The 14970-nt window shown below is 68.6% G+C and carries 12 protein-coding genes; 5 read left to right on the top strand and 7 right to left on the bottom strand.

Annotated elements, in window-relative coordinates; all coding sequences use genetic code 11:
- Positions 1–141: 141 nt before the first annotated feature.
- The 4 genes from hemE to ACN6O8_RS11880 all read left to right on the top strand — a co-directional run bounded on the left by hemE (position 142) and on the right by ACN6O8_RS11880 (position 6715).
- Positions 142–1215, top strand: a complete 1074-nt coding sequence (gene hemE / locus ACN6O8_RS11895) for a uroporphyrinogen decarboxylase (RefSeq protein WP_427991253.1) — start codon at positions 142–144, stop codon at positions 1213–1215.
- A gap of 375 nt (positions 1216–1590) precedes the next feature.
- On the top strand, positions 1591–3696 hold the full coding sequence (locus ACN6O8_RS11890) for a primosomal protein N' (protein ID WP_427991252.1): 2106 nt from the start codon (positions 1591–1593) through the stop codon (positions 3694–3696).
- A gap of 55 nt (positions 3697–3751) precedes the next feature.
- The gene (locus ACN6O8_RS11885) at positions 3752–5815 is read left to right on the top strand and encodes a UvrD-helicase domain-containing protein (RefSeq protein WP_427991251.1); all 2064 of its coding nucleotides are present in this window, start codon (positions 3752–3754) and stop codon (positions 5813–5815) included.
- Between the two features lie 72 nt (positions 5816–5887).
- Positions 5888–6715, top strand: a complete 828-nt coding sequence (locus ACN6O8_RS11880; protein WP_427991250.1) for a helix-turn-helix domain-containing protein — start codon at positions 5888–5890, stop codon at positions 6713–6715.
- A 50-nt stretch (positions 6716–6765) separates the two neighbouring features.
- Here ACN6O8_RS11880 and ACN6O8_RS11875 read toward each other — a convergent pair whose 3' ends face one another.
- Positions 6766–7833, bottom strand: coding sequence for a threonine aldolase family protein (locus ACN6O8_RS11875; protein WP_427991249.1), 1068 nt, complete (start codon positions 7831–7833; stop codon positions 6766–6768).
- Between the two features lie 139 nt (positions 7834–7972).
- Between ACN6O8_RS11875 and ACN6O8_RS11870 the strand changes: the two genes are divergently transcribed.
- Positions 7973–8812, top strand: coding sequence for a class II glutamine amidotransferase (locus ACN6O8_RS11870; protein ID WP_427991248.1), 840 nt, complete (start codon positions 7973–7975; stop codon positions 8810–8812).
- Positions 8813–8834: 22 nt separating this feature from the next.
- Here the strand turns inward: ACN6O8_RS11870 and dapD are convergent, their stop codons facing one another.
- The 6 genes from dapD to ACN6O8_RS11840 all read right to left on the bottom strand — a co-directional run bounded on the left by dapD (position 8835) and on the right by ACN6O8_RS11840 (position 14967).
- Entirely contained in the window at positions 8835–9815 is a 981-nt protein-coding gene (gene dapD, locus ACN6O8_RS11865) for a 2,3,4,5-tetrahydropyridine-2,6-dicarboxylate N-succinyltransferase (protein WP_427991247.1), read from the bottom strand.
- Between the two features lie 172 nt (positions 9816–9987).
- A complete protein-coding gene (locus ACN6O8_RS11860) occupies positions 9988–11118 on the bottom strand; it encodes a M20 family metallopeptidase (RefSeq protein WP_427991246.1) in 1131 nt (376 codons plus the stop codon).
- Between the two features lie 33 nt (positions 11119–11151).
- The gene (locus tag ACN6O8_RS11855; RefSeq protein WP_427991245.1) at positions 11152–12057 is read right to left on the bottom strand and encodes a prolyl oligopeptidase family serine peptidase; all 906 of its coding nucleotides are present in this window, start codon (positions 12055–12057) and stop codon (positions 11152–11154) included.
- Between the two features lie 5 nt (positions 12058–12062).
- Entirely contained in the window at positions 12063–13073 is a 1011-nt protein-coding gene (locus ACN6O8_RS11850) for an ABC transporter ATP-binding protein (RefSeq protein WP_427991244.1), read from the bottom strand.
- A complete protein-coding gene (locus ACN6O8_RS11845; protein ID WP_427991243.1) occupies positions 13070–14053 on the bottom strand; it encodes an ABC transporter ATP-binding protein in 984 nt (327 codons plus the stop codon). Before ACN6O8_RS11845 ends, ACN6O8_RS11850 begins: the two co-directional genes overlap by 4 nt.
- Positions 14050–14967, bottom strand: a complete 918-nt coding sequence (locus ACN6O8_RS11840; RefSeq protein WP_427991242.1) for an ABC transporter permease — start codon at positions 14965–14967, stop codon at positions 14050–14052. Before ACN6O8_RS11840 ends, ACN6O8_RS11845 begins: the two co-directional genes overlap by 4 nt.
- Positions 14968–14970: the final 3 nt, after the last annotated feature.

Raw genomic sequence — 14970 nt, 5'->3', positions numbered from 1 at the left:
GGGTACGCGACCCGTGGCGCCACGAGTCGCGGCGCGGTAAAAGCCGCGCGGTTTGCGGCGTGGCAAGCCCGCATCGGATGCGCGCCGCGCCCTGTCAGCTTGGGGCAGTAAAATCACGGCTTCCGATCATCGAGGATAGCCGTGTCCGCTTCCGTCTTGAAGAACGACGTGTTCTTGCGCGCGCTGCTGCGCGAGCCCGTGCCTTACACCCCGATCTGGCTGATGCGCCAGGCGGGCCGCTACCTGCCCGAATACCGCGAGACGCGGGCCCGGGCCGGTTCCTTCATGGGCCTGGCTCAGAACCCGGACTACGCCTCGGAAGTCACCTTGCAGCCGCTCGAGCGCTACGATCTCGATGCGGCCATCCTCTTCTCCGACATCCTGACCGTGCCGCATGCCATGGGCCTGGGACTGGACTTCGCCGAGGGCGAGGGGCCGCGCTTCGCCCACCCGGTACGCCACGAGGAAGACGTGGCGCGTCTGGCCGTGCCCGACATGGACAAGCTGCGCTATGTGTTCGACGCCGTCAGCACCATCCGCCGCAACCTGGATGGCAAGGTGCCGCTGATCGGCTTCGCCGGCAGTCCGTGGACCATCGCCTGCTACATGGTCGAAGGCAAGGGCAGCGACGACTACCGCCTGGTCAAGACCATGCTGTATTCGCGCCCGGACCTGCTGCATCGCATCCTCGAGATCAACGCCGAGGCCACGCTGCAATACCTGAACGCGCAGATCGCCGCCGGGGCCCAGGCCGTCATGCTGTTCGACAGCTGGGGCGGGGTGCTGGCCGACGGCCTGTTCCAGCAGTTCTCGCTGGCCTACACCCGCAAGGTGGTGGCCGGCCTGACGCGCGAACACGAAGGCCGCCGCGTGCCGGCCATCGTCTTCACCAAGGGCGGGGGCCAATGGCTGGAAGAGATTGCCGCCTGCGGCTGCGACGCCGTCGGACTGGACTGGACCGTCGATCTGGCGGCGGCGCGGCGCCGTACCGGCGATTCGGTGGCGTTCCAGGGTAACCTCGATCCGATGGCCCTGTTCGGCGGTGGGCCGGCCATCCGCGCCGAGGCGCGGCGGGTGCTGGATGCGTTCGGCCCGGTGGGCAAGGGCGGCCATGTGTTCAACCTGGGCCATGGCATTTCGCGCTTCACCCCCCCCGAGGCGGTAGCCGAATTGGTCGATGAAGTCCACCGTCACAGCCGCTCGCTCAGGGGGTAAGTGAGTGAACGCTTCGGCCCCGAGGGCCGGGTGTCGAGGGCCCGCGAGCGCAGTTGTGCACAGCAAGATTGCGCTCGGGGAAAACCCTTTAGAAGCTGGTTTACAATCTTGGAAGTTTGTTTAAGCTATTGTTTTTGTTGGAATTAAATGGGTTTTCAACAAGGTTGCAAGAGTTGATGCAATCTTGCCTTATTCCAAATCCTGACGTTGCTCTCGCCTTTTCCCCAAAGTTATCCACAGGCTGGGCCTGGTGTTGAGGACCGCGTTGCGGCGACAATCCTGCCTGGCCCGGGCATCGGCCCGGCCTGTCCATTCTGATCCCGTTTGCCGATCCCCGGCCTGGCCCCGCCCTGTCCATGTTGTGTTCCCCGATCCATGTCTGAAGTCTTCGCGCTGGTCGAATCCACGCCGGCCGCGCCCGCTGCAGTCTGCTGGGTGCGCGTCGCGCTGGACGTGCCGCTGCCTGGCCCGTTCGATTACCGTCATCACGAGCCGATCGCCGCCGGCCTGCGGGTGATCGTGCCGTTCGGCCGCCGCAAGCTGATCGGGGTGGTGGTGGACAATCCGGCCGAGCCGTCCTACGAGCCGAAGCAGATCAAGCCGATCGAGCAGGTGCTGCATGACCTGCCGCCGTTCGATGAGGGCTGGCTGCGCCTGGCACGCTTTGCCGCCGAGTACTACCAGCGGCCCTTGGGCGAGGTGATGCTGCCGACGCTGCCGCCGCCGCTGCGCAAGCCGACCGCCTATCAGGGCAAGCGCTCGGCGGGCGGTCCGGTGGCGCGGCTGGACGGGCGCAAGCGCAAGACCGCCCGCAATCCTGTCGCGGCCGACCAGCCGCCCGCATTGAACGACGCCCAGCGCGAGGCGGTGGACACCATCGCCGCGCTCACTGCGTTCAAGCCGGTGCTGCTGTACGGCGTGACCGGCAGCGGCAAGACCGAGGTCTACCTGCGCGCCGCCGAGAAAGTGCTGGCGGCCGGCCGCCAGGTGCTGCTGATGGTGCCGGAAATCAACCTGACGCCGCAGCTGGAAGGCGCCCTGCGCGCGCGGCTGGAAGGCTTGCTGGGGCCGGACGGTCTGGCGGTGATGCACAGCGGCCTGTCCGACGGCGAGCGGTTGCAGGCCTGGGCGCGCGCGCAGCGCGGCCAGGCGCGCATGCTGCTGGGCACGCGCATGGCGATCTTTGCGCCCATGAGCGAACTGGGCCTGATCGTGGTCGACGAAGAACACGACGCGTCGTACAAGCAGCAGGACGGCCTGCGCTATTCCGCGCGCGATCTGGCGGTATGGCGCGCCCACGATCTGGATATCCCGGTGGTGCTGGGCTCGGCCACGCCGTCGCTGGAAACCTGGCTGCACGCCGAGCGCGGCCGCTACCTGCGGCTGGCCCTGCCGGCGCGCGCCCGCGCCAGTTCGCTGCCGACCATGAAACTGGTGGACACGCGCCGCCTGCCGATGAAGCACGGCATGTCGCCGCAGCTGCTGGAGGCCGTCGGCGAGCGGCTCGCGCGCAAGGAACAGTCATTGATCTTCCTGAACCGGCGCGGCTTCGCGCCGGTGCTGCACTGCCAGTCTTGCGGCTGGGTCAGCAATTGCCCGCGCTGCACCGCTTTCACCGTGCTGCACCGCACGCCCGGCCGTGGCCACCGGCTGCAGTGCCACCATTGCGGCTACCAGGCGCCGGTGCCGCATGCCTGCCCCGAATGCGGCGACCAGGATCTCGCGCCCATGGGGCGCGGCACGCAGCGGGTCGAGGAGCATCTGGCCGAGCTGTTTCCCGACGCGCGCATCCTGCGCATCGACGCCGACAGCACCCGCAAGAAGGGCAGCGCCGAGGCGCTGTTCGCCTCGGTGCACGCGGGCGAGGTCGACATCCTGGTGGGCACACAGATGGTGGCCAAGGGCCATGACTTCGCGCGGCTCGGACTGGTGGGCGTGCTCAATCCCGATTCGGCGCTGTTCGCGCACGACTTTCGCGCGCCCGAGCGCCTGTTCGCGCAACTGATGCAGGTGGCCGGCCGCGCCGGCCGCCACCAGGGCAACGGCCAGGTCATCATCCAGACCGGTTATCCCGAACAGCCGGTGTACCAGGCCTTGCTGCGCCACGACTACGCGGGCTTCGCGCGCCATGCCTTGCGGGAGCGCGAAAGCACTGGCTTGCCGCCGTTCGCCTACCAGGCGCTGCTGACGGCCGAGGCGCGCGAGCTGGCGGTGGCCCAAGCCTTCCTGCAACGGGCGCGCGCCCTGCCCGAGGGCGAGTGGGCCGCCGATTTCCCGGGGCTGGACGCGATCATGCTGTACGACCCGGTGCCGCTGCGCGTGGTGCGGGTGGCCAATATCGAGCGCGCCCAACTGCTGGTGGAAAGCACCAGCCGGCCGGCGTTGCAAGCCTTCCTGGCGTCCTGGTCGCACCACCTGCCGTACCTGGCCAACGACGCGCGGGTACGCTGGCAGTTGGAGGTCGACCCGCTGGAAATCTGAGCCGGGTTCGGCGCCCGTCCGATTACTCTATGTCGTTCCCCTTTTCCCGAATCCCATGTCCGCACACGAACCCATCGGCCACGGCCTGAACCCCGCGCAGAAAGAGGCGGTGTTGTACCTGGACGGTCCCTGCCTGGTGCTGGCCGGCGCCGGCAGCGGCAAGACGCGCGTCATCACGCAGAAGATCGCCTACCTGCTGCGCGAATGCGGCTACATGGGCCGCAACGTGGTGGCGCTGACCTTCACCAACAAGGCCGCGCGCGAAATGGACGAGCGCGTCAAGACGCTGGTGGACCGCAAGCTGGGCAAGGGATTGACCATCAGCACGTTCCATTCGCTGGGCGTGAAGCTGCTGCGCGAAGAGGCGCGCAATGCCGGCCTCAAGCCGACCTTCTCGATCCTCGATGCCGATGACGCCATGGCCATCATCCAGGAACTGCTGGCCACCACCGACAAGGCCCGCCTGCGCCACGTGCAGGGCATCATCTCGTTGTGGAAGAACGCGCTGATGGAGCCCGACGACGCCGCGCGCGAGGCCATCACGCCGGGCGACGTCGAGGCGGCCAATGTCTATCGCAGCTACGCCGCCACGCTGGCCGCGTACCAGGCGGTGGACTTCGACGACCTGATCCGCATTCCGGCGATCCTGCTGGCCAACAACGAAGAAGTGCGCACGCGCTGGCAGAACCGCGTGCGCTACCTGTTGGTCGATGAGTACCAGGACACCAACGTCTGTCAGTACCGCCTGGTGCAGTTGCTGACCGGCTCGCGCGCCATGTTCACCGCCGTGGGCGACGACGACCAGGCCATCTACGCCTGGCGTGGCGCGACCATCGAGAACCTGGCCAAGCTCACCACCGACTACCCCAATCTCAAGCTCATCAAGCTGGAGCAGAACTACCGGTCGGTGCAGCGTATCCTGGCGGCGGCCAACCAGGTGATCGAGAAGAACCCCAAGCTGTTCGAAAAGAAGCTGTGGTCGGACCTGGGCGTGGGCGAGCCGATCGTGGTGTGCGCCATGGATGGCGAGGAACACGAGGCCGAATCCATCGCCATGAAGATCTCCGCCGCGCGCTTCGAGCGCCAGGCGCAGTGGAAGGACTTCGCCATCCTGTATCGCGGCAACCACCAGTCGCGCATCCTGGAGCAGGCGCTGCGCAACCTGAAGATCCCGTACACGATCGCGGGCGGCCAGAGCTTCTTCGACAAGGCCGAGGTGCGCGACATCCTGGCCTATCTGCGGCTGCTGGCCAACGATGACGATGATCCGGCCTTCATCCGCGCCGCCACCACGCCCAAGCGCGGCATCGGCCAGTCCACCTTGCAGACGCTGGGCCAGTACGCGGCCAGCCGCGAGCTGTCGCTGTTGGCCGCGGTCGCCGAAACCGGACTGGAAAGCCTGCTGGCGCCGCGCCAGCTCGAGCCGCTGCGCACCTTCACCGAGTTCATCCGCCGCATGCAGTGGCGCGCCGGCCGTGGCGCCACCGCCGGCACCGATGGCGCGCCGGCCGAGCCGGCCGGCGTCATCCTGGACGACCTGGTGCAGGCGATCCAGTACGAGCGCCACCTGTTCGAGCTGTTCGACGAACGCCCGGCGCAGACCCGCTGGCAGAACGTGCTGGAGCTGACCGGCTGGCTCAAGCGCAAGGCCGAGGAGGACAACATGTCCCTGTTCGAGCTGGTGCAGCACGTGGCGCTGGTGACCATGCTCGAACGCGGCGAGGAAGAGGAGCCGGACGCGGTCAAGATGTCGACGCTGCACGCTTCCAAGGGCCTGGAGTATCCGCACGTCTACCTGGCCGGTGTCGAGGAAGGCCTGCTGCCGCACCTGGGCAAGGACGACGAGGTTGGCGACCCCGCGCGCGCCGCCGAGAACCTGGCCACGCGCATCCAGGAAGAACGGCGGCTGATGTATGTGGGCATCACCCGCGCCCAGCGCAGCCTGCATTTGAGCTGGTGCAAGCGCCGCCGCCGGGCGCGCGAGGACCTGGTGCGCGAGCCCTCGCGCTTCATTGAGGAAATGGGCCTGGACGCCCCGGGCATCCAGGAAGACGAGACCACCGCCGCCATGAATCCCAAGGAGCGCATGGCCATGCTCAAGGCCTTGCTGAAGAAGTGATGCCGCAATAAATTACAAGACCGGCAGGCGCGCGCGGGGCTATACCTGCCGTTTTGCACCATGGCGCTGACGATGAAAGACGACGTGCGTTATCGACCGGTGCCCGGCACGCCGGGCCTGGTGCTGGGCGTGGCGCGGCTGGTCGATTTCCGCTTCGAGCGGCATTACCACGTCGACTACCACATCGGCCTGGTGACCCAGGGCGTGCAGCGCCAGACCTTCCGCGGTCGCAGCACGCTGCTGGGCCCGGGTGGCGTCGCCCTGATGCCGCCGGGCGAGGTGCATGACGGCGCCGGCGTGGCCGACTATGGTCATTCCCATACCCTCAAGACGTTCCGCATCGCGCCAGAACTGATGCGCGGCTTCATCGCCGAGGTCGCGGACGGCGCGCCCGGCGAACGTTTCCTGGGCACCCTGATCGAAGACGCCGGCCTGGCCGCCCGCTTCGTGGCCCTGCACGCGTCATGGATGGCGGACGGCGCCGCCGGGCCGCTGGCGCACGAGGCTGCGTCGCTGGCCTTGATGGGCGCGTTGTTCGCCCGTACCGGCGTGGTGAAGCCGCAGCAGGTGCGCGGAGGCCTGTCGGCGTCCCATCTGCGGGGGGTGCTGGACTATTGCCAGGCGCACTTGGGCGAGAAGATCGGGTTGGCGGATCTGGCGCGCCTGTGCGGGCTGAGCCGCTATCAGTTCCTGCGCCGCTTCGCGCTGTCGGTGGGCCTGACGCCCCACGCCTGGCTGACGCGGCTGCGGCTGGAGCGGGCCTGCGCCACCCTGGCGCGGGCGCCGGCCTCGATCGCGCAGGTCGCCGCCGAGGTCGGCTTCTACGATCAGAGCCATTTCAACCGCGCTTTTCGCTCGGCCTACGGCGTGGCGCCGTCGGCCTACCGGCGCGCGGCCTGAGCGCGCAGGCCCCGCCGCGCCACCCGCGCCGCCCCATCGCAACTGCGCCGCTAGCGGGCTTGGCGCAGCAGCGCCCGCAACGCCGCCAGGAAGTGATCGACGTCCTGTTCGCGGGTGGTGAACGCCGTGACCAGCCGCGCCACGCCCGGCTCCCAGCGGTCGTGATAGAAGCGGAAGCCCTGCGCCAGCAGGCCATCGATGGCGGCGGCGGGCAAGCGGCAGAACAGGATATTGGCCTCGGCCGGCCCCTGCAGTTCGACCCCTGGCAGGCTCGCCATGCCGGCGGCCAGCCGCGCCGCCATGGCGTTGGCCTGGCGCGCGTTGCGCAGCCACAGGTCGTCGGCCAGATAGGCGTCCATCTGTGCCGACAGCAGCCGCATCTTCGAGAACAGGTGGCCGCCGCGCTTGCGCCGGTAGGCCAACTCGGTGGCGTGCCCGGGTTCGAACAGCACGATGGCTTCCGCGCCCAGCGCGCCGTTCTTGGTGGCGCCGAAAGACAGCGCCGCGACCCCGGCCTTCCAGGTCATTTCGGCCGGAGTGCAGCCCAGGCTGACCAGGGCATTGGCGAAGCGCGCGCCATCCATGTGCAGGGGCAGCCCGGCATCGCGGCAGACGGCGCCGATGGCGCCGATCTCGTCCAGGGTGTATAGGCTGCCGGTCTCGGTGGCCTGGGTGATGCTGACGCAGGCGGGCGGCATCGAATGCACGTCGCCGGCCCTGCCGCGCGCCTGCGCCGCAAGCCGGGCCGGGTCGAGCTTGGACGCGGCGCCATCGAGCAGCGCCAGGCGCGCGCCGCCGCTGTAGAACTGGGGCGCGCCGCATTCGTCGTTGGCGATGTGGCTGTGCGCGTGACACAGCACGCTGCCCCACGGCGGCGTCAATGCCGCCAGCGCCAGCGAGTTGGCGGCGGTGCCGGTGGGCACCAGCAATACGTCGACCTCGCGCTCGAAGATCTCGGCCAGGCGCCGTTCGACCCGCAGGGTGAGGGCATCGGCGCCATAGGCGGCGGCCTGCCCCTCATTGGCTCGCAGCAGCGCGGTCAGGATCTGCGGGCTGGCGCCGGCGGTGTTGTCGCTGGCGAAACCCAATTGGGGCGAAGAGGAGACGGGTGTGTCCAAGGGTAAGACTCCAGAGTCGACTGACAGGCCTGCACTATGCCCGGCGGCGCTGGCGCGCACTTGTAGAAAATTGCGCCGCGCTCCTACACTGGGGGCGGTCCGCGTGTCCCGCGCCGGGCCGGCTTTCAAGGAGCCCATCATGTGCCGCTGGCTGGCTTACACCGGCAGTCCCCTGCAAATGGAGAGCGTGCTGTTCAAGGCCACGCACTCGCTGATCGACCAGAGCCTGCATGCGCGCATGGGCGCCACCACCACCAACGGCGACGGTTTCGGCCTGGGCTGGTACGGCCCGCCATGCGAGCCGCCGTTCCGCTACCGCAGCGTGCATCCGGCCTGGAACGACCGCAACCTGCGCGAGGCCGCGCGCGCCATCCATTCGCCGCTGTTCGTGGCCCACATCCGCGCCGCCACCGACACGCCGGCCCAGGAAACCAATTGCCATCCGTTTCGCCACGGCAACTGGCTGTTCGTGCACAACGGCGTCATCCGCGACTATCCCCTGCTGCGGCGCGACCTGATGCTGATGATCGCGCCGGCGTACTTCGGCTCGCTGGAAGGGTCGACGGATTCCGAGGTGATGTTTCTGCTGGCCCTGACCTTCGGCCTGGAGGCAGACCCGCTGCCGGCGTTGGCGCGCATGGTCGGCGTGGTCGAGGAAACCGGCCGGCGCCATGGCGTGGCGCGGCCGATCAACATGACGGTCTGCGCCCTGGACGGCGAGCGCCTGATCGCGGTGCGCTATTCCAGCGAGCGCGATTCGCGCACGCTGTTCCACAACACCTGCGTGCGCCACTTGCGCGAACTCTATCCCGACGACCCGAAGGTCGCGGCGCTCGATGACGATGCCTTCTTGCTGCTGTCCGAGCCGCTGAGCGAGATGCCGGGCGCGTGGGAAGAAGTGCCCGAAGCCACGGCCATCATCGCCGGCCGTGGCCGGGTCGAGCATTATCCGTTCGCGCCGGTGCCGCCGGGCGCCTGAAGCCCCGCGCGTTGCCGCGGCGTCAGTGCCCGGTATGCAGCGCCGGGTTCAAGGTGCCCCAGGCGGCCGTGCGCACCAGCGTCTCGACCGCGCCGGTCTGCGAGTTGCGGCGGAACAGCAGGCCGTGCTGGCCGGCCAGTTCCACGGCCTTGACCACCGCGCCCTCCGGCGTCAGCACGCGCGTGCCGGCGGTGATGTAGCAGCCTGCCTCCACCACGCAGTCATCGCCCAGCGAGATGCCGATGCCGGAATTGGCGCCCAGCAGGCAGCGCTTGCCGATCGCCACCACCTGCTTGCCACCGCCGGACATGGTGCCCATGATGGAGGCGCCACCGCCGACGTCGGTGCCGTCATCGACGATGACGCCGGCGCTGATGCGGCCTTCGACCATCGACGCGCCCAGGGTGCCGGCGTTGAAGTTGCAGAAGCCTTCGTGCAGCACGGTGGTGCCGGCCGCCAGGTGCGCGCCGAGCCGCACGCGGGCGGTGTCGGCGATGCGCACGCCGGCGGGCACGACGTAGTCGGTCATGCGCGGGATCTTGTCGACGCCGCGGATTTCGAGGATCTGCCCGGTGGCGCGCAGTTGCCAGCGCAGCGCCTCGACCTGATCGACGGCGCAGGGGCCGGCGGAGGTCCAGGCGACATTGGCCAGCACGTTGAACAGTCCGTCCAGGTTGGCGCCGTGCGGCCGGATCAGACGATGGCTGAGCAGGTGCAGCCGCAGGTAGGCGTCATGCGCGTCCGCGGGCGGGGCGTCGAGCGAGGCGATGGCGGTGCGCACGGCGACGATGTCGACCTTGCGGCGGGTGTCGCGTCCCAGCGAAGTGGAAACGTGCTCGCCCAGGGCGGCGCGGGCTTCTTCCGGCGTGAGGTGCCGGGTGCCGCCCGCGGGCGTCGTGTCCGTCAGGGACGGGCGCGGATACCAGGTATCGAGGATGGTGCCATCGACGGCGATCGTGGCCAGGCCGTAGGCGATGGCGCTGCGGGAGGAGGCTTCTTGCATGGGCTTTTTTTTGTGGGGCTTCTCTTGGGAATATTCTAGGCGATGGTGGGTTTCTGCCGTGAGGCCGGGGAGCTTTCGTAGGTCGCCCCTCGGGCAGGCGGCCCTGGCGGCGGGCGCCCACGATTGCCCCGTCACCCGCGCCTAAAGAACCCAACCCGCCGCAAAAATTACCTTAAGCAAGTTCCTTCAACAACAACTCCCAAAACTTCAACCGCTGCTCCAACGTAGAAACCAATATGTACTCATTCAACGTATGCGCCCCATCCCCATCCGCCCCAAGGCCGTCCAGCGTCGGAATCCCCATGGCCGAAGTGAAGTTGGCATCGCTGCCGCCGCCGGTCATCGGCGCGTCTTCCAGCAGGAAGCCGGCGCGTTCGGCATAGCCCTGCACCAGCGCCAGCAACGCGGCGGCTTCCTCGGTCTTCACCATCGGCGGGCGGTTCAGTTCGACGTCGATGTCCAGCTCCACGTCCGGGCCCACCGCGCACAATTCGCGCATGCGGCGCAGCACGTCCTCGGCCGCGCCCATGTCGGGCACGCGGAAGTCCACCACGCAGCGGCACAGCGCCGGCACGGTGTTGGTCACGGTGCCGCCGGCGATGGTGCCCACGCTCACGGTGATGCCGCGCTCGTAGTCCGTCATCGCCTCCAGCGCCAGCACCTGGTGCGCCATCTCGCGGATGGCGCTGCGGCCTTTCTCGTGCTGCATGCCGGCGTGGGCCGGCCGGCCCTTGACGTTCAGGTTCAGCATGCCGGTGCCCTTGCGCGCCGTCACGCACTTGCCGCCGTTGGGGCGGGCCGGTTCGCACACCAGCGCGTACTTGGCGTTGGCGGCGAAGCGCTCGATGTGCGCGCGCGAGGCGTGGCTGCCGGTTTCCTCGTCCGGCACCACCAGGAAGTCCACCGGCAGTTGCGTCGCGCCGGGGCGGGCCACGCCCGTCAGCGCCGTCAGCGCCAGGTAGATGCCCGCCTTCATGTCATAGCTGCCGGGGCCGTAGAGGCGGTCGCCCTCGATGCGCACCGGGTTCTCCAGCAGCGTGCCCACCGGGTGCACCGTGTCCATGTGCGCCAGGATCAGGATGCCGGGGCGGGTGTCGCCGGGGGCGCGGTTGGTGGCGTACAGCAGCGGGCCGGTGGCGGGGCCGAGCGACGACAGTTCCACCGTCAGGCCGGCCGCGGCCGCGTAGTCGGCGATGATGCGGGCCATGGCGGCGATGCCCTCGGGGAAGTTCGAGGGCGATTCGCATTGCAGCCAGCTCTGGATGCCGGCGACGAGTTGTTCAGTGCGGGAAGGGGAGGACATGGCGATTCAGCTATCGGGAAGGAAAGGGGAGGTTCAGGCGACCTGCTGGCCGGCCAGGCGGGCCAGCTCGGCGTCGCTCGGCATGCCGCCCTCGAACCACAGGCTGGCGCAGACCGCGGACATGGCGCGGCCGTCGTGGCCGATGCCGGGCACCACTTGCAGCGTCCAGTTGAACGGCACGCCGCGGCGCTCGGCCTCCTTGCGGCCGGCCTCGAAGTAGTTGTGGGCGCGGGCGAAGCGGTGCGGCCCCTGGCGCATGGCGGCCGGTTCCGACGGCAGGTTGGGGTCGTCGGTGGCGATGTCCTGGTCGCCGGCCAGGATCATCATGGGGTAGGCCAACAGCTTGACCAGGTGATCCTCGGTCAGGCCGACGCCGTCCATGCCTTCGGGGAACGGGTGGTCGAAGGTCGGCAGGGTGTACCAGCCCGGGTTGCCGGCCGCCACCGCCTTGAACGGCGCGTGCGACTGGCTGCTCATCAGCCGGTGCACGAACTGGCCGCCAGCCGAGTGGCCGAACAGATAGACGTTCTGGCCGTCGGTGATCTCGCCGGCGATCAGGTCGCGGATCACGTTGCCCACCAGCGCGTAGGTCCAGCCGTCGATGTGGCGCGGATTGCCGCCGGCCGAGAACACGCGGCCGTTGTTGTAGCTTTCGACGCCCGGCCAGATTTCGTTGGAGAAGGTCGGCGCCACGATCAGCAGCTTGTGCTTGTCGGCGGCCTCGACCCAGAAGTCGCGGTATTCGTCGCCGTTGCGCAGCACGCCATGCTGCACGATCACCACCGGGCGGTCCGGGGTGTAGCCGTAGGGGCGGTAGGTCTGCAGCTTGAATGGGCGATCGGAATTGCGATCCTCGTCGATATAGGCGATGGCGTTGCGGCCGGCATGGCCCAGTTCGATGGCGATGCGGTCCACGTTGGACATGTCAGAGGGTTTCATGGCGTTCAGGCGTTGGCTTCGTTCAGATGGCAGGCCGACCAGTGGCCTGGAGAGATTTCTTTCAACGCCGGCGCCTGCTCGCGGCAGCGCGGCATGGCGTGCGGGCAGCGCGGGTTGAAGGTACAGCCCGACGGCGGGTTCAGCGGCGACGGGATTTCGCCCTTGATCGGCGTGAACTTGCGGCCGCGGCGCGCCACGTCCGGCACCTCGGCCATCAGGGCCTGAGTGTACGGATGGTTGGCGCGCGCGAAAATCTCGGTCGAGGTCGAGATCTCGACGATCTTGCCCAGGTACATGATGGCCACGCGATCGGAGATGTGGCGCACCACGCCCAGGTCGTGGCTGATGAACAGGTAAGTGAAGCCGTGCTGTTCGCGCAGATCCATGAACAGGTTGATGACCTGGGCCTGGATCGACACGTCCAGCGCCGCCACCGGCTCGTCGCACACCAGGAACTTGGGCGCCACCATCAGCGCGCGGGCGATGCCGATGCGCTGACGCTGGCCGCCCGAGATCTGGTGCGGAAAGCGGTCGCGGTACTCGGTGTCCAGGCCCACTTCCTTCAGCGCCTGGTCGATGCGCGCGGGAATCTCGGCCGGCGGCGCCAGCTTGTGCACCTTGAGCGATTCGCCCAGGATCTGGCGCAGCCGCTGGCGCGGATTGAGCGAGGCCTGCGGATCCTGGAAGATCATCTGCACGCCCAGCGTGTAGGCCAGCTTGTCGGCGCCGCGCAGGCGGCGGGCGTCCTGGCCCTGATAGAGCAGGTCGCCTTCGGTCTGACGGTGCAGACCGGCGACGACGCGGCCTAGCGTGGATTTGCCGCAGCCGGACTCGCCCACCAGGCCGACGACTTCGCCGCGGCCGATGCGCAGGTCGACGCCGTTGACGGCATACACGGTGCGACGGTCGATCGGGCGGCCGCCCAGGGCCAGGATGCGCTGGGCCAGGTCGGGACGCTGTTCAAAGCGCTTGTGGACGTTCCTGAGCTCGATGACAGGGGTATCGGCTTGACTCATGCTTGTTCGGCCTCGCGGGCGATCGGGACGTAACAGCGATAGCTGCGCGAACCTTCGGTGGTGACAGTGGGGGCTTGCTCGGTGCAGCGCGTGACCGCGTGGGTGCAGCGCGGCCGGAAGGCACAGCCCGACGGGCGGCCGGCCAGGCTGGGCGCCATGCCGTTGATCTGGTGCAGGCGCGCGCCCGGCGTGGTGGCGCCGGGCATCGAGTCCAGCAGGCCGCGGGTGTAGGGGTGGCGCGGCGCGTCCAGCACCTGTTCGACCGGGCCGCTCTCGACGATGCGGCCGGCGTACATGACCGCGACGCGGTCGGCCAGCTCGGCTACCACGCCCAGGTCGTGGGTGATCCAGATCAGCGCCGTGTTGTGCTCGCGGCAGATCTCCTGCATGCGGTACAGGATCTGGCCCTGGATGGTCACGTCCAGCGCCGTGGTCGGTTCGTCGCAGATGATCAGGTCGGGCTTGTTGAGCATGGCGATGGCGATCGCCACGCGCTGGCGCATGCCGCCCGAGAACTCGTGCGGGTAGCTCTTCAGGCGCTTTTCCGGCGAGGGGATGCCGACCATGGCCAGCGCCTCGCGGCAGCGCTCCTCGGCCTGGGCGCGCGGCACGTCCTCGTGCGTCAGGATCGCTTCCATCATCTGCTCGCCGATGCGCAGCACCGGGTTCAGCGTCATCAGCGGGTCCTGGAAGATCATGGCGATGCGGTTGCCGCGCAACTGGCGCATCTGTTCTTCGGACAGCTTGCGCAGGTCGGAGCCCTTGAACTTCACTTCGCCGTCGACGACTTCCCCGGGCGGATCGATCAACCCCAGCAGCGAAAATCCGGTGACCGACTTGCCCGAGCCGGATTCGCCGACCAGGCCCACGATTTCGCCGCGGCGCACGGTCAGGTCGACGCCGTCGACCGCCAGCCAGGCGCCGGCCTCGGTATGGAATGCGGTGCGCAGGCCGCGCACATCAAGAAGGACTTCACTCATCGCTTGGGGTCCAGGCTTTCGCGGAGGCGGTCGCCGACGATATTGATTGAAAGAATGAGCAACAACAGCGCAATGCCCGGGAACAGGCTGATCCAGTAATCGCCCGACAGCAGGTACTGGAAGCCGTTCGAGATCAGCAGGCCCAGCGACGGTTCGGTGATCGGCACGCCGACGCCCAGGAACGACAGCGTCGCTTCCAGCGCGATGGCGGTGGCGATCTGGATGGTGGCGAACACCATGACGGGGCCCAGGCAGTTGGGCAGCAGGTGGAACACCATGATGCGCCAGGCCGGAAAGCCCAGGTTGGCGGCGGCTTCGACGTATTCCTTGCGCCGCTCCTGCAGCGCGCGGCTGCGCATGATGCGGGCATAGTGGCCCCACTGCACCAGCACCAGCGCCAGGATCACCTTGTCCACCCCGCGCCCCAGCACCACCAGCAGCACCAGCGCCACCAGAATGGTCGGAAAGCCCAGGATGAAGTCGACGATGCGCATCAGCACCGTGTCGACCAGGCCGCCGACATAGGCCGCCACCAGGCCGACCGCGCCGCCCACGGCGGTGGCCAGCATCACGGCCGACAGGCCCACCATCAGGCTGATGCGCAGGCCGTAGAGAATGGCGCTGAGCATGTCGCGACCCTGGTCGTCGGTGCCGAGCCAGGCGATGCTGCCGTCCATCAGCGCCTGGCGCGGCGCCAGCCGGCCGTCCAGCAGCGACAGGTTGGCCAGGTCGTAGGGGTTCTGCGGCGCGAAGTAGGGCGCGAACACCACCAGCACCACCAGGATGGCCAGCGCGATGACCGAGCCGCGCACGGTCGGGCGGGCCCGCAGTTTCTTCAGGATCGAGGCGCGCTTGGGCGTATCGGCCAGGGGCTGGACGGTACGGGTGCGGCCGGTATTGGGAGATTGAGCCATGGC

Origin of the sequence: Achromobacter sp., assembly GCF_050285565.1 — a bacterium.
In the GTDB taxonomy this organism is placed as follows: domain Bacteria; phylum Pseudomonadota; class Gammaproteobacteria; order Burkholderiales; family Burkholderiaceae_B; genus Achromobacter.
The sequence above is the reverse complement of the archived record's forward strand: the minus strand, read 5'-3'. Positions and strand labels throughout refer to the sequence as shown.

Bases quoted from the DNA above. Each gene is read 5' to 3' on its own strand.
- ACN6O8_RS11870 (WP_427991248.1), top strand. From the start codon at position 7,973: ATGTGCCGCTGGCTGGCTTACACCGGCAGTCCCCTGCAAATGGAGAGC.
- ACN6O8_RS11845 (WP_427991243.1), bottom strand. From the start codon at position 14,053: ATGAGTGAAGTCCTTCTTGATGTGCGCGGCCTGCGCACCGCATTCCAT.
- dapD (WP_427991247.1), bottom strand. From the start codon at position 9,815: ATGCAAGAAGCCTCCTCCCGCAGCGCCATCGCCTACGGCCTGGCCACG.
- ACN6O8_RS11885 (WP_427991251.1), top strand. From the start codon at position 3,752: ATGTCCGCACACGAACCCATCGGCCACGGCCTGAACCCCGCGCAGAAA.
- ACN6O8_RS11890 (WP_427991252.1), top strand. From the start codon at position 1,591: ATGTCTGAAGTCTTCGCGCTGGTCGAATCCACGCCGGCCGCGCCCGCT.
- ACN6O8_RS11840 (WP_427991242.1), bottom strand. From the start codon at position 14,967: ATGGCTCAATCTCCCAATACCGGCCGCACCCGTACCGTCCAGCCCCTG.
- ACN6O8_RS11850 (WP_427991244.1), bottom strand. From the start codon at position 13,073: ATGAGTCAAGCCGATACCCCTGTCATCGAGCTCAGGAACGTCCACAAG.
- ACN6O8_RS11860 (WP_427991246.1), bottom strand. From the start codon at position 11,118: ATGTCCTCCCCTTCCCGCACTGAACAACTCGTCGCCGGCATCCAGAGC.
- ACN6O8_RS11880 (WP_427991250.1), top strand. From the start codon at position 5,888: ATGAAAGACGACGTGCGTTATCGACCGGTGCCCGGCACGCCGGGCCTG.
- ACN6O8_RS11855 (WP_427991245.1), bottom strand. From the start codon at position 12,057: ATGAAACCCTCTGACATGTCCAACGTGGACCGCATCGCCATCGAACTG.